Annotated in this window: 19 protein-coding genes and 1 pseudogene; 15 read left to right on the forward strand and 5 right to left on the reverse strand. The window is 59.9% G+C overall.

Annotated features, from left to right (window positions below; all coding sequences use genetic code 11):
• Window positions 1-33: 33 nt before the first annotated feature.
• The 11 genes and pseudogenes from ACIPZB_RS00800 to ACIPZB_RS00850 form a co-directional block, all read left to right on the forward strand.
• Window positions 34-501, forward strand: a pseudogene (locus ACIPZB_RS00800) (F0F1 ATP synthase subunit alpha); the annotation flags it as partial.
• Window positions 502-549: 48 nt separating this feature from the next.
• Complete coding sequence (atpG, locus tag ACIPZB_RS00805) at window positions 550-1,410, forward strand: F0F1 ATP synthase subunit gamma (protein ID WP_008092234.1); 861 nt, start codon at window positions 550-552, stop codon at window positions 1,408-1,410.
• A 27-nt stretch (window positions 1,411-1,437) separates the two neighbouring features.
• On the forward strand, window positions 1,438-2,814 hold the full coding sequence (gene atpD, locus ACIPZB_RS00810) for a F0F1 ATP synthase subunit beta (protein ID WP_008092236.1): 1,377 nt from the start codon (window positions 1,438-1,440) through the stop codon (window positions 2,812-2,814).
• A gap of 43 nt (window positions 2,815-2,857) precedes the next feature.
• Window positions 2,858-3,277: a F0F1 ATP synthase subunit epsilon gene (locus ACIPZB_RS00815; protein WP_008092237.1), complete on the forward strand. Its 420-nt coding sequence runs from the start codon at window positions 2,858-2,860 to the stop codon at window positions 3,275-3,277.
• A 122-nt stretch (window positions 3,278-3,399) separates the two neighbouring features.
• Complete coding sequence (gene glmU / locus ACIPZB_RS00820) at window positions 3,400-4,767, forward strand: bifunctional UDP-N-acetylglucosamine diphosphorylase/glucosamine-1-phosphate N-acetyltransferase GlmU (protein ID WP_400638627.1); 1,368 nt, start codon at window positions 3,400-3,402, stop codon at window positions 4,765-4,767.
• A 251-nt stretch (window positions 4,768-5,018) separates the two neighbouring features.
• Window positions 5,019-5,795 (forward strand): DeoR/GlpR family DNA-binding transcription regulator, encoded by a 777-nt coding sequence (locus tag ACIPZB_RS00825; RefSeq protein ID WP_400638628.1) that lies wholly within the window; start codon window positions 5,019-5,021, stop codon window positions 5,793-5,795.
• Between the two features lie 2 nt (window positions 5,796-5,797).
• Window positions 5,798-7,633: a glutamine--fructose-6-phosphate transaminase (isomerizing) gene (glmS, locus tag ACIPZB_RS00830; RefSeq protein ID WP_400638629.1), complete on the forward strand. Its 1,836-nt coding sequence runs from the start codon at window positions 5,798-5,800 to the stop codon at window positions 7,631-7,633.
• A gap of 426 nt (window positions 7,634-8,059) precedes the next feature.
• Window positions 8,060-8,380: a DUF4870 family protein gene (locus tag ACIPZB_RS00835; RefSeq protein ID WP_400638630.1), complete on the forward strand. Its 321-nt coding sequence runs from the start codon at window positions 8,060-8,062 to the stop codon at window positions 8,378-8,380.
• Window positions 8,381-8,451: 71 nt separating this feature from the next.
• On the forward strand, window positions 8,452-9,390 hold the full coding sequence (locus tag ACIPZB_RS00840) for a hypothetical protein (RefSeq protein WP_400638631.1): 939 nt from the start codon (window positions 8,452-8,454) through the stop codon (window positions 9,388-9,390).
• Window positions 9,391-9,651: 261 nt separating this feature from the next.
• Window positions 9,652-11,940: a 5-methyltetrahydropteroyltriglutamate--homocysteine S-methyltransferase gene (gene metE / locus ACIPZB_RS00845; RefSeq protein WP_400638632.1), complete on the forward strand. Its 2,289-nt coding sequence runs from the start codon at window positions 9,652-9,654 to the stop codon at window positions 11,938-11,940.
• A gap of 38 nt (window positions 11,941-11,978) precedes the next feature.
• Window positions 11,979-12,527 (forward strand): histidine phosphatase family protein, encoded by a 549-nt coding sequence (locus ACIPZB_RS00850; protein ID WP_400638633.1) that lies wholly within the window; start codon window positions 11,979-11,981, stop codon window positions 12,525-12,527.
• Here the strand turns inward: ACIPZB_RS00850 and ACIPZB_RS00855 are convergent.
• Together ACIPZB_RS00855 and lpdA are read right to left on the reverse strand one after the other, a co-directional pair.
• Window positions 12,488-13,537 (reverse strand): ABC transporter substrate-binding protein, encoded by a 1,050-nt coding sequence (locus ACIPZB_RS00855; RefSeq protein ID WP_400638634.1) that lies wholly within the window; start codon window positions 13,535-13,537, stop codon window positions 12,488-12,490. The genes ACIPZB_RS00850 and ACIPZB_RS00855 overlap by 40 nt on opposite strands.
• 104 nt (window positions 13,538-13,641) lie before the next feature.
• Complete coding sequence (lpdA, locus tag ACIPZB_RS00860; RefSeq protein WP_400638635.1) at window positions 13,642-15,042, reverse strand: dihydrolipoyl dehydrogenase; 1,401 nt, start codon at window positions 15,040-15,042, stop codon at window positions 13,642-13,644.
• Window positions 15,043-15,244: 202 nt separating this feature from the next.
• Here lpdA and cfaB point away from each other — a divergent pair, with 202 nt between their 5' ends.
• Entirely contained in the window at window positions 15,245-16,429 is a 1,185-nt protein-coding gene (gene cfaB / locus ACIPZB_RS00865) for a C17 cyclopropane fatty acid synthase CfaB (protein WP_400638636.1), read from the forward strand.
• A 39-nt stretch (window positions 16,430-16,468) separates the two neighbouring features.
• Here the strand turns inward: cfaB and cls are convergent, their stop codons facing one another.
• Window positions 16,469-17,908: a cardiolipin synthase gene (cls, locus tag ACIPZB_RS00870; protein ID WP_400638637.1), complete on the reverse strand. Its 1,440-nt coding sequence runs from the start codon at window positions 17,906-17,908 to the stop codon at window positions 16,469-16,471.
• 131 nt (window positions 17,909-18,039) lie between these two features.
• Between cls and ACIPZB_RS00875 the strand changes: the two genes are divergently transcribed.
• On the forward strand, window positions 18,040-18,567 hold the full coding sequence (locus ACIPZB_RS00875) for a DUF3617 domain-containing protein (protein ID WP_400638638.1): 528 nt from the start codon (window positions 18,040-18,042) through the stop codon (window positions 18,565-18,567).
• A 3-nt stretch (window positions 18,568-18,570) separates the two neighbouring features.
• Here ACIPZB_RS00875 and folE2 read toward each other — a convergent pair whose 3' ends face one another.
• Window positions 18,571-19,458 carry a GTP cyclohydrolase FolE2 gene (gene folE2 / locus ACIPZB_RS00880; protein WP_400638639.1) on the reverse strand — a complete coding sequence of 296 codons (888 nt, stop codon included), beginning with the start codon at window positions 19,456-19,458 and terminating at the stop codon, window positions 18,571-18,573.
• A 137-nt stretch (window positions 19,459-19,595) separates the two neighbouring features.
• Between folE2 and zigA the strand changes: the two genes are divergently transcribed.
• Window positions 19,596-20,786, forward strand: coding sequence for a zinc metallochaperone GTPase ZigA (zigA, locus tag ACIPZB_RS00885; protein ID WP_400638640.1), 1,191 nt, complete (start codon window positions 19,596-19,598; stop codon window positions 20,784-20,786).
• Window positions 20,787-20,888: 102 nt separating this feature from the next.
• The gene (locus tag ACIPZB_RS00890) at window positions 20,889-21,866 is read left to right on the forward strand and encodes a CobW family GTP-binding protein (protein ID WP_400638641.1); all 978 of its coding nucleotides are present in this window, start codon (window positions 20,889-20,891) and stop codon (window positions 21,864-21,866) included.
• On the opposite strand, the gene ACIPZB_RS00895 is transcribed toward ACIPZB_RS00890, so the two are convergent.
• Window positions 21,867-22,259: a DUF3301 domain-containing protein gene (locus ACIPZB_RS00895; RefSeq protein WP_400638642.1), complete on the reverse strand. Its 393-nt coding sequence runs from the start codon at window positions 22,257-22,259 to the stop codon at window positions 21,867-21,869.
• Between the last annotated feature and the right edge of the window lie 10 nt (window positions 22,260-22,269).

Consider the following 22,269-nt stretch of genomic DNA (forward strand, 5'->3'; position numbering starts at 1 on the left):
ATCACCGTAGTTAAGATATTCCTGTAATCGTCCATGTTCAACTCGGGCATCCGCCCTGCAGTGAACGCCGGTGTTTCGGTATCCCGTGTAGGTGGTGCCGCTCAGACCAAGATCATCAAGAAGCTGTCCGGTGGTATTCGTACCGCTCTGGCTCAGTACCGTGAACTGGCTGCATTCGCCCAGTTCGCTTCCGATCTGGACGAAGCGACCCGCAAGCAGCTGGAGCATGGTCAGCGCGTAACCGAGCTGATGAAGCAGAAGCAGTACGCGCCAATGTCCATCGCGGACATGGCCCTGTCGCTGTACGCCGCTGAGCGTGGTTTCCTGACTGACGTAGAAGTCTCCAAGATCGGCAGCTTCGAGCAAGCACTGATCGCCTTCTTCAACCGTGATTACGCCGAACTGTTGGCGAAGATCAACGTGAAGGGTGACTTCAACGACGAAATCGACGCAGGCCTGAAAGCCGGTATCGAGAAGTTCAAGGCCACCCAGACCTGGTAAGCCGCAGCGGGGGCTCAGGCCCCCGCTTGCTAACCTGATAGGTGATACATGGCAGGCGCAAAAGAGATTCGCAGTAAGATTGCGAGCATCAAAAGCACGCAAAAAATTACCAGCGCCATGGAGAAAGTGGCGGTCAGCAAGATGCGCAGAGCTCAAATGCGCATGGCTGCTAGCCGTCCTTACGCGGAGCGTATCCGCCAGGTGATCGGTCATCTGGCCAACGCCAACCCGGAATACCGCCACCCGTTTATGATCGAGCGCCCTGTAAAGCGTACCGGTTATATCGTGGTGAGCAGTGACCGTGGTCTGTGCGGTGGCTTGAACACCAACCTGTTCAAGGCCCTGGTCAAGGACATGAACGTCAACCGCGAACAGGGCGTCGAAATCGACCTGTGCGTGATCGGCAGCAAGGGTGCGACTTTCTTCCGCATCTTTGGCGGCAACGTCGTAGCCGCGATCAGCCAACTGGGCGAAGAGCCATCGATCAATGATCTGATCGGCTCCGTCAAAGTGATGCTGGACGCCTACCTGGACGGCCGTATCGATCGCCTCTCCGTGGTGTCGAACAAGTTCATCAATACCATGACCCAACAACCGACGGTCGAGCAATTGGTACCGTTGGTGGCAACCCCGGATCAGGATCTCAAGCATCACTGGGATTACCTGTACGAACCCGACGCAAAAGAGCTGCTGGACGGCTTGATGGTGCGTTACGTGGAGTCGCAGGTGTACCAGGCGGTGGTCGAGAACAACGCTGCTGAACAAGCGGCCCGGATGATCGCCATGAAGAACGCCACAGACAACGCCGGTGATTTGATCAAAGAGCTTCAGTTGATCTACAACAAGGCGCGTCAGGCTGCGATCACCCAGGAGATCTCGGAAATCGTCGGCGGCGCTGCCGCGGTTTAACGGTTCACATATTCAGAGGATCCAGCTATGAGTAGCGGACGTATCGTTCAAATCATCGGCGCCGTCATCGACGTGGAATTCCCACGTGACGTCGTGCCGAGTGTATACAACGCGCTGAAAGTACAAGGCGCGGAAACCACCCTGGAAGTTCAGCAGCAGCTGGGCGACGGCGTGGTTCGTACCATTGCGATGGGCTCCACCGAAGGCCTCAAGCGCGGTCTGGATGTCGTCGACACCGGCGCTGCCATTTCCGTTCCAGTTGGTAAGGCCACTCTGGGCCGTATCATGGACGTTCTGGGCAACCCGATCGACGAAGCCGGCCCGATCGGCGAAGAAGAGCGTCGCGGTATCCACCAGCCAGCGCCTTCGTTCGCTGACCAGGCAGGCGGCAACGACCTGCTGGAAACCGGCATCAAGGTTATCGACCTGGTTTGCCCGTTCGCCAAGGGTGGTAAAGTTGGTCTGTTCGGTGGTGCCGGTGTCGGCAAGACCGTAAACATGATGGAACTGATCCGTAACATCGCCATGGAACACAGCGGTTACTCCGTGTTCGCTGGTGTGGGTGAGCGTACTCGTGAGGGTAACGACTTCTATCACGAGATGAAGGACTCCAACGTTCTCGACAAAGTAGCGCTGGTCTACGGTCAGATGAACGAGCCACCAGGAAACCGTCTGCGCGTAGCGCTGACCGGCCTGACCATGGCTGAGAAGTTCCGTGACGAGGGTAACGACGTTCTGCTGTTCGTCGACAACATCTATCGTTACACCCTGGCCGGTACCGAAGTATCCGCACTGCTGGGCCGTATGCCTTCGGCAGTAGGTTACCAGCCGACCCTGGCTGAAGAGATGGGCGTTCTGCAAGAGCGCATCACCTCCACCAAGGAAGGTTCGATCACCTCCGTCCAGGCCGTATACGTACCTGCGGACGACCTGACCGACCCGTCGCCAGCGACCACCTTCGCCCACTTGGACGCCACCGTCGTTCTGTCCCGTGACATCGCCTCCCTGGGTATCTACCCAGCGGTCGATCCACTGGACTCGACTTCCCGTCAGCTGGACCCGAACGTGATCGGCAACGAACACTACGACACCGCTCGTGGCGTTCAGTATGTTCTGCAGCGCTACAAAGAGCTGAAGGACATCATCGCGATCCTGGGTATGGACGAACTGTCCGAAAGCGACAAGCAACTGGTAGCCCGCGCTCGTAAGATCCAGCGCTTCCTGTCGCAGCCGTTCTTCGTGGCCGAAGTCTTCACCGGCTCGCCAGGCAAGTACGTGTCTCTGAAAGACACCATCGCTGGCTTCAGCGGCATCCTCAAAGGTGACTACGACCACCTGCCAGAACAAGCGTTCTACATGGTCGGCAGCATCGACGAAGCGATCGAGAAAGCCAAGAAACTGTAATTCCTGCGCCCCGCAAGGGGCGCTATCAGGTTGAGGCAAGCAGATGGCTATGACAGTCCATTGCGATATCGTCAGCGCGGAAGGAGAGATCTTCTCCGGCCTGGTCGAGATGGTGGTTGCGCACGGTAACCTGGGTGATCTTGGTATCGCTCCAGGCCACGCGCCGCTGATCACCAATCTGAAGCCTGGTCCGATCACGCTGACCAAGCAGGGTGGCGCCCAGGAGGTGTTCTACATCTCTGGTGGTTTCCTCGAGGTTCAGCCGAACATGGTCAAGGTGCTTGCCGATACCGTGCAACGTGCTGGAGACCTGGATGAAGCTCAGGCTCAGGAAGCCCTCAAGGCTGCCGAGAACGCCCTGAATCTGAAAGGCGCGGACTTCGACTACGGCGCCGCCGCCGCACGCCTGGCCGAGGCCGCAGCTCAGCTGCGCACCGTCCAGCAAATGCGCCGGGGCAAGTAATCGGCCGACGGCTGATCACTTCCGTAGCGATTGAGTAAAAGGGTAGCCTCGGCTACCCTTTTTCTTTTTCCGATTTTCCCTCCCGGTCATTTCACTGACCACCCAGGATTGGTAGCCAGTCAATGTCACTCGATATCGTTATTCTCGCCGCTGGCCAAGGTACCCGCATGCGTTCGGCGCTGCCCAAGGTGCTCCACCCGGTTGCGGGCAACTCCATGCTTGGCCATGTTATCCACAGCGCACGTCAGCTTCAGCCTCAGGGAATCCACGTGGTCATTGGCCACGGTGCCGAGTTGGTACGTGAGCGCCTGGCCGCCGACGACCTCAACTTCGTCATGCAGGACAAGCAGCTGGGCACAGGCCATGCCGTTGCCCAGGCGCTGCCGGCCATTACCGCCGACACTGTGCTGGTGCTTTACGGCGATGTTCCGCTGATCGAGGTGGAAACCTTGCAGCGCCTGCTGGCCAAGGTCAGTGACACCCAGCTGGGTCTGCTCACCGTCACGCTGCAGGATCCGACCGGCTACGGCCGCATTGTGCGAGATGGCGCCGGGCAGGTAACGGCGATCGTCGAGCACAAGGACGCCAGCGAAGCGCAGAAGGCTATCAAGGAAGGCAATACCGGTATCCTCGCCCTGCCTGCCGCGCGCCTGGCCGACTGGATGGGCCGCTTGTCGAACAACAATGCCCAAGGCGAGTACTACCTCACCGACGTCATCGCCATGGCTGTCGCCGATGGCCTGGTGGTTGCTACCGAACAGCCGCACGACCCCATGGAAGTGCAGGGCGCCAACGACCGCCGCCAGCTGTCCGAACTCGAGCGCCACTACCAACTGCGTGAAGGCCGCCGCCTGATGGCTCAGGGTGTCACGTTGCGGGACCCTGCGCGCTTCGACGTGCGTGGTGAAGTCACCGTTGGTCGCGATGTGCTGATCGATATCAATGTGATCCTCGAAGGCAAGGTGGTGATCGAGGACGACGTACAGATCGGCCCCAACTGCGTGATCAAGGACAGCACCCTGCGCAAAGGCGTGGTGATCAAAGCCAACAGCCATCTCGAAGGCGCGGTGATGGGGGAAGGCAGCGATGCCGGTCCGTTCGCTCGCTTGCGCCCGGGCAGTGTGCTCGATGCCAAGGCCCATGTGGGTAACTTTGTCGAACTGAAGAACGCGCATTTGGGCGAAGGGGCCAAGGCTGGCCATCTGACCTACCTGGGCGATGCAGAAGTCGGCGCACGTACCAACATCGGTGCTGGCACCATCACCTGCAACTACGACGGGGCTAACAAGTTCAAGACCGTTATGGGTGAAGACGTGTTCATCGGTTCCAACAACTCGTTGGTGGCGCCTGTGGATATCAAGGACGGTGCGACGACGGCTGCTGGATCGACTATTACCCAGACCGTTGAAGCGGGTGAGCTGGCGGTGGCGCGTGCGCGCCAGCGCAATATCTCGGGGTGGAAACGTCCGGAGAAAATCAAGAAGAGCTGAGTTATACACAGCTGATTCGAGAGAAGCCGACCTATGAGAATAGGTCGGCTTTTTTATTGGTTGTGCGGGCCCTATCGCCGGCAAGCCGGCTCCCACAGGGATCGCGTTGCACATGACCCTGTGGGAGCCGGCTTGCCGGCGATAGGGCCAGAGCAGGCAAAAATTATCCACAGGTCATCGCCAGCTTGACGAAACCTCCATCTTAGGTTTTGATTGCAACCATTATCTTTCGAATCGAAACTTAAGCGCCAATGTCGAAACGAAACACCCCCCAGCGCCGGCACAACATCCTGGCCATGCTCAGCGAGCAGGGTGAGGTCAGTGTGGATGCGCTTGCCAAGCGATTCGAAACGTCGGAAGTGACGATCCGCAAGGATCTGGCTGCGCTCGAAGCCAATGGCCTGTTGCTGCGTCGTTATGGCGGCGCGGTACCGGTACCGCAGGAAATGCTCGGTGAGTCCGCACAGCCCGTGTCTGCCTACAAGAAGGCCATCGCCCGTGCTGCCGTCGGGCGCATCCGCGAGCACGCACGCATCATCATCGACAGCGGCAGCACCACGGCCGCCATGATTCCGGAACTGGGCCGCCAGCCGGGCCTGGTGGTGATGACCAATTCGCTGAACGTGGCGCGCGCCATCAGCGAACTCGAACACGAGCCCGTGCTGCTGATGACCGGCGGCACCTGGGATCCTCACTCCGAATCGTTCCAGGGCCAGGTCGCAGAGCAGGTACTACGCTCTTACGATTTCGACCAGCTGTTCATTGGTGCCGATGGCATCGACCTCACCCGCGGCACGACCACCTTCAATGAACTGCTCGGCCTGAGCCGGGTGATGGCCGAGGTGGCGCGGGAAGTGATCGTGATGGTCGAGTCCGACAAGGTCGGGCGCAAGATCCCCAACCTCGAGCTGCCCTGGGGCAACGTGCACACCCTCATTACAGACGAACGCCTGCCTGCAGCGGCACGCGAAAATATTCAAGCCCGCGGCATCAACCTGATCTGTGCCGCGATCAGCCAGGAGCAATAATCATGTGTGGAATCGTTGGTGCCGTAGCCGAGCGCAATATCACCGCAATCCTCATCGAAGGCCTCAAGCGTCTTGAGTACCGTGGCTATGACAGCGCCGGCCTGGCGGTCTACACCCAGCAGGGCGAACTGCAGCGCCTGCGCCGCATCGGCAAGGTCGCCGAGCTGGAAGCTGCCAATGCCGCCGAGCCGCTGATTGGCCAACTGGGCATTGCCCACACTCGCTGGGCCACCCATGGCGCGCCGACCGAAGGCAATGCCCACCCGCACTTCTCCGGCAACGAAGTGGCAGTGGTGCACAACGGCATCATCGAAAACCACGAAGCGCTGCGTGAAGAGCTCAAAGGCCTGGGTTATGTGTTCGCCTCGCAGACCGACACCGAGGTCATCGTCCACCTCATCCACCACACCCTGAAGACCATCCCGGACCTGGCCGATGCCCTCAAGGCCGCGATCAAGCGCCTGCACGGCGCTTATGGCCTGGCGCTGGTCAGCGTTAAACAGCCTGATCGCCTGGTGGCCGCGCGCAGTGGCAGCCCACTGGTAATCGGCCTGGGCCATGGCGAGAACTTCCTGGCGTCCGACCAATTGGCCCTGCGTCAGGTCACCGACCGCTTCATGTACCTGGAGGAGGGCGACATCGCCGAGATCCGCCGCGACCAGGTGAAGATCTGGGACCAGGCCGGCAATGCCGTGCAGCGTGAAACCGTGCAGTACCACGAAGGTGCCGAAGCGGCCGACAAGGGCAACTATCGCCACTTCATGCTCAAGGAAATCCACGAGCAGCCGACCGTGGTCCAGCGCACCCTGGAAGGCCGCCTGGGCAATGACCACGTGATGGTCCAGGCCTTCGGCCCACAAGCCGCCGAGCTGTTCGCCAAAGTGCGCAATGTGCAGATCGTCGCCTGTGGCACCAGCTACCACGCCGGCATGGTCGCCCGTTATTGGCTGGAGAGCCTGGCGGGTATTCCTTGCCAGGTCGAAGTGGCCAGCGAGTTCCGCTACCGCAAGGTCGTGGTGCAGCCAGACACCCTGTTCGTGTCGATTTCTCAGTCGGGCGAAACCGCCGATACCCTGGCTGCCCTGCGCAACGCCAAGGAGCTGGGCTTCCTGGGCAGCCTGGCGATCTGCAACGTTGGCATCAGCTCGCTGGTGCGTGAATCCGACCTGACCCTGCTGACCCTGGCCGGGCCGGAAATCGGCGTGGCCTCGACCAAGGCGTTCACCACCCAGCTGGTATCGCTGATGCTGCTGACCCTGGCCCTGGGCCAGGTGCGCGGTACCCTGGAAGCTGGCGTCGAAGCCGAACTGGTGGAAGAGCTGCGTCGTCTGCCGGCTCGCCTGGGCGAAGCGCTGGCCATGGACGCTACCGTCGAGAAGATCGCCGAGCTGTTTGCCGACAAGCACCACACCCTGTTCCTCGGACGTGGCGCCCAGTATCCGGTGGCCATGGAAGGTGCACTCAAGCTCAAGGAGATTTCCTACATCCACGCTGAAGCCTACCCGGCAGGTGAGCTGAAGCATGGCCCGCTGGCGCTGGTGGATAACGACATGCCGGTGGTGACTGTTGCACCGAATAACGAGTTGCTGGAGAAGCTCAAGTCGAACCTGCAGGAAGTTCGCGCACGCGGCGGTGAGCTGGTGGTGTTCGCTGACGAGCAGGCCGGCATGAGCAATGGCGAGGGTACCCACGTGGTGAAGGTGCCGCACATCTCCGACGCCCTGGCTCCGATCTTGTACACCATTCCGCTGCAGCTGCTGTCGTACTACGTTGCCGTGCTCAAAGGTACCGACGTTGACCAGCCTCGTAACCTGGCGAAGTCGGTGACTGTAGAGTAAGACTGGGCAGTTTCTGAAGTCCGTTGGTTTTAGACAATTAATACGGCATCAGGACAGTAATAACGGTTACAGGGGGGGGTTATCCTCCCCTGTGACAGGAGCGCTCCACCACCTTCCTTGCTCACCTTTCGGTGACTGCGTCGTAGTACGCCGCTTCCTTCCACTGAGTCTTAAAACGCTCGCCCTCTCCTTTGCCCCTCTTCAGCTTCGGTCGCTTCAATTCGAACGAGGTGTCATGACGTTGTCATAGACCGGTTCGGCTTCCCGAATGGTAGCCATTTGCCATATGTTCGTGTAGATTCCGACGCGCGCCATATGGCAATTTGCCGGCGTCAGGAATCCAGCGGAAATAGACCCTCACTAAAAAGAGTAATGGTTTAGCGGGCCTGACTTTGAAAAAGCAAACACAATACAAGGAGTTCCGTAATGAGTAATAACCTGAACCAGGCGCCGCAGGACAAAACTGCATTGTATGTCTACTTCCTGTATCTGGCCGGTCTCTTCATCCCTTTCACCGGGCTGATTGGTCTGATCATGGCGTATGTCAATAAAGGAAAAGATACCCTCACAGACTCTTACTACCAGCATCAGATCAGCACGTTCTGGTGGGGACTGCTCTGGCTGGTAATCGGTTCTGTCACGGCAGTATTCATTATTGGCTACTTCATCATTCTGGCATGGGCCGTGTGGATGATTATTCGCTGCGTCAAAGGTATCAAGGCATTCAACAGCGGCGTTGCAGTGTAAATAGTTGTCTCTTGGACAATGCAAAACCTCTGGGCACATTCAAATAGCCCTTCAGCTAGACGGAACTAAGAATGCTTCGTAAAAAATCACTGACTTTGGCCATCACGTTCGCGCTGTCCACATCCCTGCTATCTGGCTGTGGCGAAGAGCCTGAAAACTTTGCAGACAAGGATGGGAAATCCATAGCTCAGCGCATGCAGGAAGAGTCCGAGCTTAAACACAAGCAGCTTGAAGAAGAGGCCCAGAGAAAGCGAGAAGAGGCTTTCAAAGCTTCCATTGCCATGCACGAAGCCAACAGCACCGTGCTGCCTGATTTGCCGGTGGCGGATGATTCAGCTTATTTGGACATCCATAAGCCGTGGATGCCGGGTAACCTTTACATCGCATTCAATGGCTTCAATGAGTCAGACGAAACACTGATTGACGTATTGCAAGTGTATACTCAGTACGACGGTTATCCCAAGGGTATCGCCGAACTGTCAAAGAAATACATGTTTGAAAAAGACGGCTTTGCCAAGATTGATCTGGCCAAGAACTTCAAGGAATTGTTGGTCTCTGAGAGCAGCAAGATCAACGGTGTTCGCTACGTCAAATTTGAAATCAAACCAAAATTTGCTGAAATTGCGACTTACGACTTCAACCGCAAAGGCTTTAGCCTGAGCCCGGATTTGTTCACCGACAAGCGCGATTTGACCGAGTCTGACAAGAAGGGCATGAACGTCGGCTCCAGTTTCCCGCCGGCACGCTCCTATTTCAATGGTAGTCCAATCAGCTTGCACTATGGCTTTACCGAAGCCACGGCACTGCAATTTGTTCCGGTCGAAGATCAAGCGATCGCCCGCAAGATCGAAGCGGTACGCACCGAGGCCAGCGTTGTCATTTATGGCTACCTGAAAAGCGTCGAGCATGCCGAGCGTGCTAAAGATAACGACCGCTATCTCAACATCAAGCCCCAGCGTGCTGACTTCGTTTCCCCCGCTGGCGAGGTGCTGTACAGCGTGACGCTTTGATTGCTTGAATCGGAACTAACGTTTTTTCCGAAAAGCATTGCTCCTCCCGCAAACAACAAGGGCGCCCTACGGCGCCCTTGTTGTTCAACCTGTTGCGCCTGCGACAGGCGCCAGCCGCGTCTCCCATCCTGTTCTGACCCTCAGCGACCCTAGGTCGATCATGAGAAATTCTATAGTTGTGTGCAAAAAAAATGAGTTTGTCTCATGAGCACTGAATCCTGACAATTCCCTCATCGAATTCTTCGTTAGGGACAGAACACCATGGCACTGGCACACAACCTCGGCTTTCCGCGCATCGGTCGTGACCGCGAGCTGAAAAAAGCTCAGGAAGCATTCTGGAAGGGCGAGCTGAGCGAAGCCGGTTTGCGCGCTGTTGGTTGTGAGCTACGTGCCGCCCACTGGCAGGCGCAGAAGGACGCTGGCATCGAGTTGCTGCCCGTCGGTGATTTCGCCTGGTACGACCAGGTGCTGACCCACTCGTTGACCTTCGGTGTGATTCCGCAGCGTTTCCGTGGCCACGAAGGTGCGAAGCCCACGTTGCAAACCCTGTTCAGCATGGGCCGTGGCGCTGTGGATAACTGCTGCGGCGGTGCCCACGCCCAGGAAATGACCAAGTGGTTCGACACCAACTATCACTACCTGGTCCCTGAGTTCACCGCTGACCAGCAGTTTGCCCTGAGCTGGGAGCAGCTGTTCGAAGAGGTCGACGAAGCCAAGGCCCTCGGCCATGCCGTCAAGCCGGTGGTGATCGGCCCGCTGACCTACCTGTGGCTCGGCAAGACCAAGGGTGCCGAGTTCGACAAGCTGGAACTGGTCGAGCGTCTGCTGCCGCTGTACGACGAAATCTTCAACCGCCTGGCTGCCCAAGGCGTGGAGTGGGTACAGATCGACGAGCCGATCCTGGTGCTGGACCTGCCTCAGGAGTGGAAGAACGCCTACGAGCGCGTCTACAACATCCTGCAGCGTGCTCCGCTGAAAAAGCTGATAGCCACCTATTTCGGTGGTCTGGAAGAAAACCTGGGTCTGGCGGCGAATCTGCCGGTGGACGGCCTGCACATTGACCTCGTGCGTGCCCCCGACCAGTACCCGACCATCCTCGACCGCCTGCCGACCTACAAGGTGCTTTCGCTGGGGCTGGTCAACGGCCGCAACGTCTGGGCCACCGACCTGGAGAAATCCGTCAGCGTGCTGCAGGATGCAGCCGAGCGCCTGGGCGATCGCCTGTGGGTTGCGCCGTCCTGCTCGCTGCTGCACAGCCCGGTCGACCTGGCCCGTGAAGACAAGCTCGACGCAGAGCTCAAGAGCTGGCTGGCCTTTGCTGTGCAGAAGTGCCAGGAAGTGGCCGTGCTGGCCAAGGCCGTCAACCAGCCGGGCGTTGCCGATGTTGTTGCCGCCCTGGAACGTAGCCGCGCCATTCAAGCCAACCGCGCCACTTCGCCGCGGATCCACAAGGTAGCGGTACAAGCGCGTCTGGCGGCTATCAAGCCCGCCGACAGCCAGCGTCAATCGGCCTTCGAGCAGCGCATTGCCAAGCAGCGCGCCGGTCTCGACCTGCCGGCCTACCCAACCACTACCATCGGTTCCTTCCCACAGACTTCGGCGATCCGTCTGGCGCGTCAGTCGTTCAAGCAGGGCAAGCTGACCGAGGGCGACTACGTCGAAGCCATGCAGAGCGAAATTAGCCATGCCGTAGAGATTCAGGAGAACCTCGGCCTGGACGTGCTGGTGCACGGTGAAGCCGAGCGTAACGACATGGTCGAATATTTCGCCGAGCAGTTGGACGGCTACGTCTTCACCCGCTTCGGCTGGGTACAGAGCTATGGTTCCCGCTGCGTCAAACCAGCGGTCATCTTCGGTGACCTGAGTCGCCCCAAAGCGATGACCGTGGAGTGGATCAAATACGCCCAGAGCCTGACCGACAAGGTGATGAAGGGCATGCTGACTGGCCCTGTGACCATGCTGATGTGGTCCTTCCCACGCGAAGATGTGAGCCGCGAAGTGCAGGCGCGCCAGCTGGCGCTGGCCATACGCGATGAGGTGGTCGACCTGGAAGCTGCTGGCATCAAGATCGTGCAGATCGACGAAGCCGCGTTCCGCGAAGGCCTGCCGCTGCGCAGGAGCGCCTGGGCTCACTACCTGGACTGGGCAACCGAAGCCTTCCGCCTGTGCGCGTCCGGTGTGCGTGACGAAACCCAGATCCACACCCACATGTGCTACAGCGAGTTCAACGACGTGATCGAGTCGATCGCCGCGATGGACGCGGACGTCATCACCATCGAGACCTCGCGTTCGGACATGGAGCTGCTGGAGGCCTTCGAGAAGTTCGACTACCCGAACGAGATCGGCCCGGGCGTCTACGACATCCATTCGCCGCGGGTGCCGACCAGGGACGAGATCATCAAGCTGTTGAGCAAGGCGGCCCAGCGTATCCCTGCCGAGCGCCTGTGGGTCAACCCGGACTGCGGCTTGAAAACGCGCGCCTGGCCGGAGACCGAAGCGGCACTGGTGAACATGGTCGCCGCCGCCCGCGCACTGCGCGCCACGGTTTGATATACCTTGTCGAGATCCAAGCTCATCAAGGTTCATCCATGAAGGCCACCCATCTCACGCTGATCAGCCATGCACCGACCGAAGCGCAGCGGACAGGGCGATTTCATGCCGATGAGGACGGGGTTCAGCTCACAACCGCTCAGCCCTTGGTCTTGCCCAAGGGCTCGATTGGCCTGACCGGGCCTGAGCTGCGCGCCATGCAGACGGCGGGGCTGTTGGGGCTGCGGCCTACCGTGGAACCTGCTTTGCGGGACTGCGATTTCGGGCGATGGAAAGGGGTGTCGCTGAAGGCGCTACAGCGCGATGAGCCTGAGCTCTTGCAGGCGTGGTTGAACGACCCTCAGTCAGCGCCCCATGGAGGTGAGTCGATTGCCGACGTTTGCCGGCGCGTGGCTGACTGGCTGGAAGGCTTCACGGCACCCGGCCATTGGGTCGCCGTGACGCACCCGATGATCATCCGAGCGGCGATGCTGCATGTACTGCAATGCCCATTGGCGGCTTTTCATCGCATCGACGTGCAACCCCTGTCGCCGTTGCATCTTGGCCATTACGGCCTGTGGCGAATCAAACTGACGTCCGCTGACTGATCGGCGGGCGCCTTGCCGGTGGCGAAAGCGCTCGAGAGGGTTTCGAGGCCACGGAACAGGCGGATGCCAGCCTGCATGGCATCGGCATCGAGGATGACGATGCGCCCTTGCTTCACCGCATCCATTTGCCGGGTCACCGGGTCGTTGCGCAAGAATTCCAGCTTCTTCTGGTGGTCGTCGGCGGGGAAGCGGCGGCGGTCCATGCGGGCGATGATGATCCAGGTCGGATTGGCCTTGGCCAACGTTTCCCAGCCGACCGTTGGCCATTCCTCATTGGATGCGACGACATTGCGCACGCCAAGAGTCTGCAGCATGAAATCAGCCACGCCCTCGCGACCGGCGACGTAGGGGTCGGTGTCGAGGTCGGCGCTGGAGAACCAGAACAGTGCGGAGGTTTTCGACAGGTCCTTGTCTGCGAGCTGCTGCCTGGCATGATCCAGGCGGGCTTTGAGATCGGCATTCAGCGCGGCGCCACGGTCCTGTACGTCAAAAATCTCTGCCAGCTGGCTGACACTTTTGTAGACGGTGTCGATGCGAAACGGTTGTATTCGGGTGCCGTCGGCGCCGACCAGGTTGTCCTTGCCTTCACAGTCGGAAGGCAAGAGGTAGGTCGGGATGTTCAGCTCATTGAATTGTTGGCGCGTACCGACCGCGCCCTGGGGGCCGACCATCCACTCGAACTGCACGGTCACCAACTGCGGACGCTTGTTGACGACGGCCTCGAAGCTCGGCTCGTTGTCGGCGAGGCGCTCGACCTTGTCGTTCTGCGTCTTGAACTCTGGTAGCACGTTGTTGAACCACAGCGAGGTGCCCGCAAGTTTGCCGCCCAGGCCCAGGGCATACAGGAGCTCGGTGCCGGCCTGGCCGATGGTGACGGCGCGCTCTGGCGCCTGCGCAAAGGTCTGCGCTACACCACAGTTGTCGATCGTCAGCGGGTAGTGGCTGGCGCCAGCCTGGGCGAAACCGGAAAGGCTCAGCGCGGTGAGCAGTGCAGCGAAGCGGGGCAGCATGGGGCGATCTCTGGACAGGGCGGCAGCGGCCATTGTCGGCATCGCGAGGGGGGCTGGCAACCTGACGCCCCCTCGGGGAGCGTCAAGCTGCAGCTTGGTCGAGGTCAGATCTGCATGGCCATGCCTTGCACATTCATCGCGGCCTGGCGCAAGGCCTCGGAGCGGGTCGGATGCGGGTGGCAGGTGAGGGCGATGTCCTCGGCGGAGGCTGAGAATTCCATGGCCACGCAGAACTCGCCGATCATCTCGCTGACGCTCGGGCCAACCAGGTGCACGCCCAGCACCTCATCGGTGTTGGCATCGGCGATGACCTTGGCGAAGCCTTCGGTCTCGTGGTTGATCTTGGCCCGGCTGTTGGCCGTGAACGGGAACTTGCCGACCTTGTAGGCCCGGCCCTCAGCCTTGAGCTGCTCTTCGGTCTTGCCGACCGTGGCCAGCTCCGGACGGGTGTAGATCACTCCGGGAATCAGGTTGTAGTTCACCTCATGCGGCTTGCCAGCGATGCGTTCGATGCACGCAACCGCTTCGTCCTCGGCCTTGTGCGCCAGCATCGGGCCGGAGGTGACGTCGCCGATTACCCAGATGCCCGGGACCGAGGTGCGATGGTGCTGGTTGTCGAGCATGCCGCGCTTGTCGGTCTCCAGTCCCACGCTTTCAAGGTTCAGGCCCTTGGTATAAGGGCGGCGACCGATGGCGACCAGCACATAGTCGGCTTGCAAGGTTTCTGCAGCACCCCCCGCGGCCGGTTCCAGGGTCAGGCTGACACCGTCGGCCGTCGCACTGGCCTGCGTCACCTTGCTGCCGAGCTTGAAGGTCATGCCTTGCTTGGCCAGCGCTTTTTGCAGGGTCTTGGCGGTCTCGTCATCGGTGCCAGGGCAGATCCGGTCGAGGTACTCGATCACGGTGACCTGGCTGCCCAGGCGGCGCCATACCGAACCCAGCTCCAGGCCGATGACGCCGGCGCCGATCACCACCAGGTGCTTGGGCACTTGCGGCAGGGCGAGGGCGCCGGTGGAATCGATGATGCGCTGGTTGTCGATGGTCACGCCGGGCAGGGGCGTCGGCTCGGAGCCGGTGGCGATGACGATGTCCTTGGCCTGCAGCGTCGTTTCGCTGCCATCCTCGGCCTTGACGATGACCTTGCCGACGCCGTCCAGGCGGCCCCAGCCCTTGATCCAGTCGACCTTGTTCTTGCGGAACAGGTACTCGATGCCCTTGGTCAGGCCGGTAACGCTCTCGTCCTTCTGTTTCATCATCTGGGCGAGGTTCAAGGTGGGCTTCACTTCGATACCGAGGTGGGCGAACTCGTCACCGCTGGCAGCCTCGTACAGTTCGGAGGCATGCAGCAACGCCTTGGATGGCATGCAGCCCACATTCAGGCAGGTACCGCCCAGGGTCGAGCGACCCTCCACACAGGCGACGCTGAGGCCAAGTTGCCCGGCGCGAATGGCCGCGTTGTAGCCGCCAGGGCCGCCACCGATGATCACCACGTCATAGGATTTCATGGGTTTCTACTCCAGATGAGGAAGCGCGAGAGGGGCACAAGGTTAAGCTGAGCGAGGCGGATTGTATACAATCGCGGTTAAGATCATTCAGTTCTAGACCATGGTCTTGTTTAGCGGAAAGCTCGCACGAATGAACTACTCTGATTCGGTGGCGTTCGAAATTACACAGGCGCCATGCCAAACATGGAAAGGAGGATCGTTCATGCTCGCGCAACTTCCGCCGGCATTGCAGAGTCTTGACCTGCCGCTGCGCCTTAAACTTTGGGACGGTAACCAGTTCGACCTGGGGCCTAGCCCGCAGGTCACCATCCTGGTCAAGGAGCCTCAGCTGATCAATCAGCTGATGCACCCGAGCATGGACCAGCTGGGCACCGCTTTCGTCGAGGGCAAGCTGGAGCTGGAAGGCGATATTGGCGAAGCCATTCGGGTGTGCGACGAGCTCAGCGAAGCGCTGCTGACCGATGAAGAAAAAGCCCCTCCGCAGCGCGTGGCTCACGACAAGAGCACCGATGCCAAGTCCATCTCCTACCACTACGACGTTTCCAACGCGTTCTACCAACTCTGGCTCGATCAGGACATGGCCTATTCCTGTGCCTACTTCCGCGAGCCGGACAATACCCTCGATCAGGCGCAGCAGGACAAGTTCGATCACCTGTGTCGCAAGTTGCGCCTGCAGGCAGGTGACTATTTGCTGGACGTGGGTTGCGGGTGGGGTGGGTTGTCACGGTTCGCCGCACGCGAGTACGGCGCCAAGGTCTTCGGTATCACCTTGAGCAAAGAGCAGCTGAAGCTGGGACGGCAGCGGGTCAAGGCTGAGGGATTGGCCGACCTGGTCGACCTGCAGATCCTCGACTATCGCGACCTGCCGCAGGATGGCCGCTTCGACAAAGTGGTCAGCGTGGGCATGTTCGAACATGTCGGGCATGCCAACCTGGCGTTGTATTGCCAGAAGCTGTTCGGTGCCGTGCGTGAGGGTGGCGTGGTGATGAACCACGGCATCACTGCCAAGCATATCGATGGCCGACCTGTGGGGCGAGGTGCGGGCGAATTCATCGACCGCTATGTGTTCCCCCATGGAGAGCTGCCGCACCTGTCGATGATCACTGCAAGCATCTGTGAGGCGGGGCTGGAGGTGGTGGACGTGGAGAGCCTACGCCTGCACTACGCCAAGACCTTGCACCACTGGAGCGAGAACCTGGAGAACCAGTTGCACAAGGCGGCGGCGCTGGTGCCGGAAAAAACCCTGCGCATCTGGCGGCTCTACCTGGCGGGCTGTGCCTATGCATTCCAGAAGGGGTGGATCAACCTGCATCAGATTCTGGCGGTGAAGCCTCATGCCGATGGGCACCATGATTTGCCCTGGACACGTGAAGACCTCTATCGCTGAAAGCAATGAACGGGGGCCGCAATAGCGGCCCCCGTCGCGTTACAGGATCGGTGAAATCAGCCGCGCGATACGCATCCCCAATTGCTGGAGGCGATGGGTGTCGAGGCTGTCCTCTGCGGTAATTTCCCTGGATTGCTCGAAGTCGGCCAGCAGCATGGTCTCGACCTGATCGGCGAACGCCCGGTCGACCGTCAGCAAGGTAATCTCGAAGTTGAGCCGGAACGAACGGTTGTCCAGATTGGCGCTGCCAATCGCACTGACCTCGTCGTCCACCAACACCACCTTCTGATGCAGAAAGCCCGGCTGGTAGCGGAACATGCGCACGCCTGCGCGTACCGCCTCGAAGGCGAACAGGCTGGAGGCGGCATAGACGATCCGGTGATCCGGGCGGGCCGGTATCAGCACCCGCACATCCACTCCGCGAAGCACGGCCAACCGCATGGCAGCGAACACGGCTTCGTCAGGAATGAAATACGGGCTGGTGATCCACACCCGCCGGGTGGCGGAATGGATCGCTTCGAGAAAGAACAGCGAGCAGGTTTCCTGGGGATCGGCAGGCCCGCTGGCCAACGCCTGGCAGAGCACACCGTCGTCTGGGTAAGTGTCCGGCAGTATCAGCGGTGGCAACTGCCGGGTGGCCCAGTACCAGTCCTCGGCGAACGACTCTTGCAGGCACGCCAGCACGGGCCCGCTGATCTGCACGTGGGTGTCCCGCCAGGGAGAAAGGCGCGGGTGGCTGCCGAGGTATTCGTCCCCTACGTTATGCCCGCCAATGAACCCGGCCAGGCCATCGACCACGACGATCTTGCGATGGTTGCGGAAGTTGACCTGGAAGCGGTTGAACAATCCACGGCGGGTCGCGAAGGCATGAATCTGTACGCCACCTTCGCGCAGTACCTGGCTGTAGCTGGCAGGTAGGGCATGGCTGCCCACCCGGTCATACAGCACGAACACCTGTACACCTTCGGCTGCCTTGCGTAACAGCAATTGCTGCAGGGCCTTGCCGAGGTTGTCGTCGTGGATGATGAAGAACTGCACCAGTACCACTTCACGGGCCTGGGCAATGGCGTCGAAGATGGCATCGAAGGTGGCCTTGCCATCGATCAGCAGCTTTACCTGGTTGTTGGCCAGGCAGGGCATGCGGCCGAGTTTTGGCATGGCGCGCAACGCGGCGTAGCTCTGTGACTCACGGGCAGTGAGTGCCTCTTCTACCCAGGGCCGCCAATTGAGGTTGGCCATGGCCACGTGCATTTCCTGGTTGGCCTGGCGCCGAGCCTGGATGTAGGCGAAGAACGAGCGAGCGCCGAAGATCAGGTAAGGAATCAGCGTGAAGTAGGGGATGAAGAACAGCGACAGGGCCCAGGCAATTGCGCCCTGGGCGGTGCGCACGGTGAACACTGCATGCAGCGCCGCGATGGCGCCAAGCAAATGAATGATGCCGAGCACGTAGCCGAAGAAGTAGGGGCTGTGGTAATCCATACGCATCCTGCTTGCCGAATACACAGCGGATAACAGAACACGTTCCAGACCCGCCTTGCAACCTGAATGCGGATTTGGCGTCTAAGGTTCAGCCCGGCCCGTTGGCCGGCTTTTTCGAGGAGCGTTGGTTCATGAAGATTCGTCTGCCACTGTTGGCACTGGCCCTTGGCCTGAGCAGCCCGCTGGTGCATGCGCAGATGTTGCAACCCGGCCTGTGGGAGCTCACTACCAGCAATATGCAGGTCGATGGCAAACCGTTGCCTGATATGCAGTTCATGCTGGGGCAGCTTAAGAACCTGCCGCCAGAGCAACGGGCAATGATGGAAGGGGTCCTGGCCAAGCAAGGCATCACGGTCGGGGGGAATGGCGTGCGCTCGTGTCTGACACCGGAGCAGGTACAGACCAACGATATTCCGTTGCAGGATCCGAAGTCTGGTTGCACTCAGAAAATTACCGACCGAACCGGGAATGTCTGGAAGTTCGAGTTCAGCTGCCCCAAGGCCCAGGGTACCGGCCAGGCAACCTTCCTGAGCGACAAGGAATTCACCACGCAGGTCAGCGGTAACTTCAATGCTTCCGGTGTGCAGCAACAGGGCAGCATGAATACCCGGGCCGTCTGGCTCGGCAGTGATTGTGGAACCGTCAAACCCCGTAGCTGATCTCTACCATTGCCACTGGCTGCTGGCGACTGCGTCGTGGGCATGCAGGCTTTCTGCATGTTCCACGCGCAGGGTGAAGCCGGTGGTCCAGGCCAGTGCCCGCAGCGCTCGATGAAGGCGTCGGGCCGCATCTTCGCAGAACATCAGATTCTGCCCATTGGCCAAGGCGAAGGCCTGTTCGTCTGCGCGTTTCACGGCGGTCTGAACGGCGGTCCCCAAGCTAGCTTCAACCGTGTCGATCAACTCGGTTACCGGCAAAGCATCCAAGTTGTCCCGCAGGCGTAGCTTGATGCTGGCCTGGCTCCGTTGGCTGTGCGGCGTCGCCACTATGCCTTGGCTACTGCCCAGCCATCTCAGCACTGCATCTCGATTCAACTCATCCTCTTTAAAATCTTGCTCGAATTGGCGCTGAATCAACTGCCGGGCCAATGCTGCAGAACAAGGGCAGGTAGAGGAATAAGGCACACGCACGGATAGTTCCACGTGGAACATTTCGTTTTCGAGCTTGGCATCCACACTCACCTGATAACGCTTCCAGCCGGCCAAAGGGCTGATCAGCGCTGGCCGTTTCAGTAGATGCTCGAAGTTCAGTCGCACATGGGCCGCTGTAGAAAGCCCCTCATGGCTGGCGAGAAACGCCTCCAGCAAGTGACGCAGGAGAAGAGGCGTCAGGGCTTGATGTTCCAGACGCTCCAGCGCCAGGTAGAGCCTGGACATATGAATGCCCCGCGATTTGCCATCTATCAAGTTGACCCCGGCATCGGCCATGGCCGCCACTTGGCGTCCTTCAACCTGAATGGGCAGGGCGATTGCACACATGCCGACCCAGTCCAGAGGCGTGGCGTTCAGCTGTGATTGTGCGGCGATGTCGGGGAGCGTCAGGCTGTTCATGGCAATACCAGGCAATGGGATGTTCAGCGGCATCCTCGAAAACCCTTCCGACGAATACGGCTTGGCGAAATTGTATTGTTACTTTATAACATTGCGCAATGCATCATTCGAATGCGCCCGTCTGAAGAGGTCTCGCCATGCCCAATCGTCTTCCCGTCACTGTGCTTTCCGGTTTCCTCGGCGCCGGCAAGAGCACCTTGCTCAACCATGTGCTGCGTAACCGTGACCATCTGCGGGTCGCGGTGATCGTCAACGACATGAGTGAAATCAACATCGATGCCAGTGAGGTTCAGCGCAACGTCAGCCTGAACCGTGCCGAGGAAAAACTGGTGGAGATGAGCAATGGCTGCATCTGCTGCACCCTGCGTGAGGACTTGCTGGAAGAGGTGGCGCGTTTGGCCGGGGAAGGTCGCTTCGATTACTTGCTGATCGAGTCCACCGGTATCGCCGAACCGTTGCCAGTCGCCGAGACCTTCACCTTCCGCGACGAGCAGGGTCGCAGCCTGTCCGACCTGGCGCGTCTGGATACCATGGTCACGGTGGTCGATGGGGTGAATTTCCTGCGCGACTATCAGGCGGCCGACAGCTTGGCCAGCCGTGGTGAAACCCTGGGTGACGACGATGAGCGCTCGATCAGCGACTTGCTGATCGAGCAGGTCGAGTTCGCTGATGTGCTGCTGCTGAGCAAGATCGACCTCATCAGCCGTCACGAGCGTGAAGAGCTCACGGCCATTTTACGTAGCCTCAATGCGCGCGCTCAGATCGTGCCGATGGTGATGGGCCAGGTGCCGCTGGGGCGGATTCTCGACACTGGGTTGTTCGACTTCGAGCAGGCTGCGCAGGCGCCAGGCTGGTTGCAGGAAATGCGCGGTGAGCATAGGCCGGAAACCGAGGAGTACGGCATCGCGGCGAACACCTGGGCAGCACGCAGGCCCCTGCACCCACAACGCTTCTTCGATTTCATCCACAGCGAATGGCAGAACGGCCGGCTGCTGCGTTCCAAAGGTTTCTTCTGGTTGGCCAGCAAATACCAGGAGGCCGGCAGTTGGTCACAGGCGGGGGGCATGATGCGCCATGGCCTGGCCGGCCGCTGGTGGCGATTCGTGCCGCGTGAGCAGTGGCCGCAGGATGAACAAGGTAAGGCAGAGATCCTCAGGCACTGGAATGACGAGAGCGGTGATTGCCGACAGGAGCTGGTGTTCATCGGGCAAGATATCCACTTCGAAAGGTTATCCACAGAGCTGGATGCCTGCCTGCTGAGTGATGACGAGATGGCGTTGGGCCCTAAAGGCTGGCTGCGCATGGCGGATCCGTTCGGGCCGTGGTAAGTCGGCAGCCTGTGGGTATGTGGATATGTATAAACCTATCCCAGCCTTGACTGGCTGGCGTGACGGGGCATAGTGGGGACAAATCCCCTCGAAAGTGATCGCATGCTGCAGAACATCCCCACCCATGTCATCGCCGGCCCGCTGGGTGCTGGCAAGACCAGCCTGATTCGCCACCTGATGGCTCAACGCCCGGCGGCTGAGCGTTGGGCGGTGTTGGTCAATGAGTTCGGCCAGATCGGCCTCGATGCGGCACTGCTGGCCCATGACCAGGACGGTGTTGCCATCGCCGAGGTGGCCGGGGGATGCCTGTGCTGCGTGAACGGTATGCCGTTTCAGGTCGGCTTGGGTCGGCTGCTGCGAAAGGCGCGTCCTGATCGCTTGTTCATCGAACCTTCAGGGCTTGGGCACCCCTTGCAGCTGCTCGATCAGCTGGGTCGTGCCCCTTGGCTTGGCGTGCTGGCCGTGCAGCCACTGGTCATGGTCGTGGATGCCCAGGCGCTGGCGCGAGGGGAGCCCCTTTGCGAGGCTCAACAACAGGCATTGGACGCCGCTGCACGGGTCGTCCTGAACAAGAGCGAGGCTGTTGATGAAAAATGTAAGCTGTTGATAAGTAAGGAAATTTATGAAAAAAGGGGGTTGTGGACAAATCACGGACGAATTGCTTTTCAGCAACTGCCACTTTCATCCACAGGTGAATTAAGCGCCAATTCTGTTGATAACATCGCTGTGGATATACATATCCCCAGCAGGCCGACAGGTGGTTTGTGGACAGATCCATGTGTGCCAATCTGTTCAGTCCAGGACGGGGAGGGAGGTTGGAGCATCGGCTGGCGCTGGCATCCATCACAGCGTTTTGATGCACAGCGTCTGGGTAGCTTCCTCGAAGCCTGGGCATGGCGCCGGGCCAAAGGTGTTATCCACACCCTGGAAGGTTGGCAATCGTTCAATGGCCTGAATGGCACCCTGCCGGATTGGCAATCCAGTGAATGGCGCCGTGACACCCGCATCGAGCTGATCTTCGATCAACCGCAGCCCCAGCAAGCACTGCAGCAGGCACTGGATGAATGCCGGGTTTGCTGATCATTTGCTCCAGCGATTGTGCTCCTGGCGCCACTGCTGCATTTCGATCACGTTATCGACCCGGGGCGGCGTCTTGATCTCGAACGGGTAGGGCGCCAGTTCGATCTGCATGCTGTGGGCACCGAACTGGGTCACTGTACCGGGGTGGCGTTGCTCACCGGTTACGGTGAACTCGAAGGCATACACCCGTGCCAGGCGCTTGCGGCCGTTGGCGTCGCGAATGAACGCGATGCGCTTGAGCGCGACGGCATCGTCGAGCAGTTCCAGGTCCAGTTTGGCGCAATGTTGCTTGACCCGCTCCAGGGCTTTCTCGCGCAGCCCATGGTTGTGCCATAACCAAGCGCCTGCCGTGGCCACCAGCATCAGGACGAAGAGATTCTCCAGGGTCAACATTTGCGTATGC

The organism is Pseudomonas sp. NPDC089396, assembly GCF_044749545.1.
Taxonomy (GTDB): domain Bacteria; phylum Pseudomonadota; class Gammaproteobacteria; order Pseudomonadales; family Pseudomonadaceae; genus Aquipseudomonas.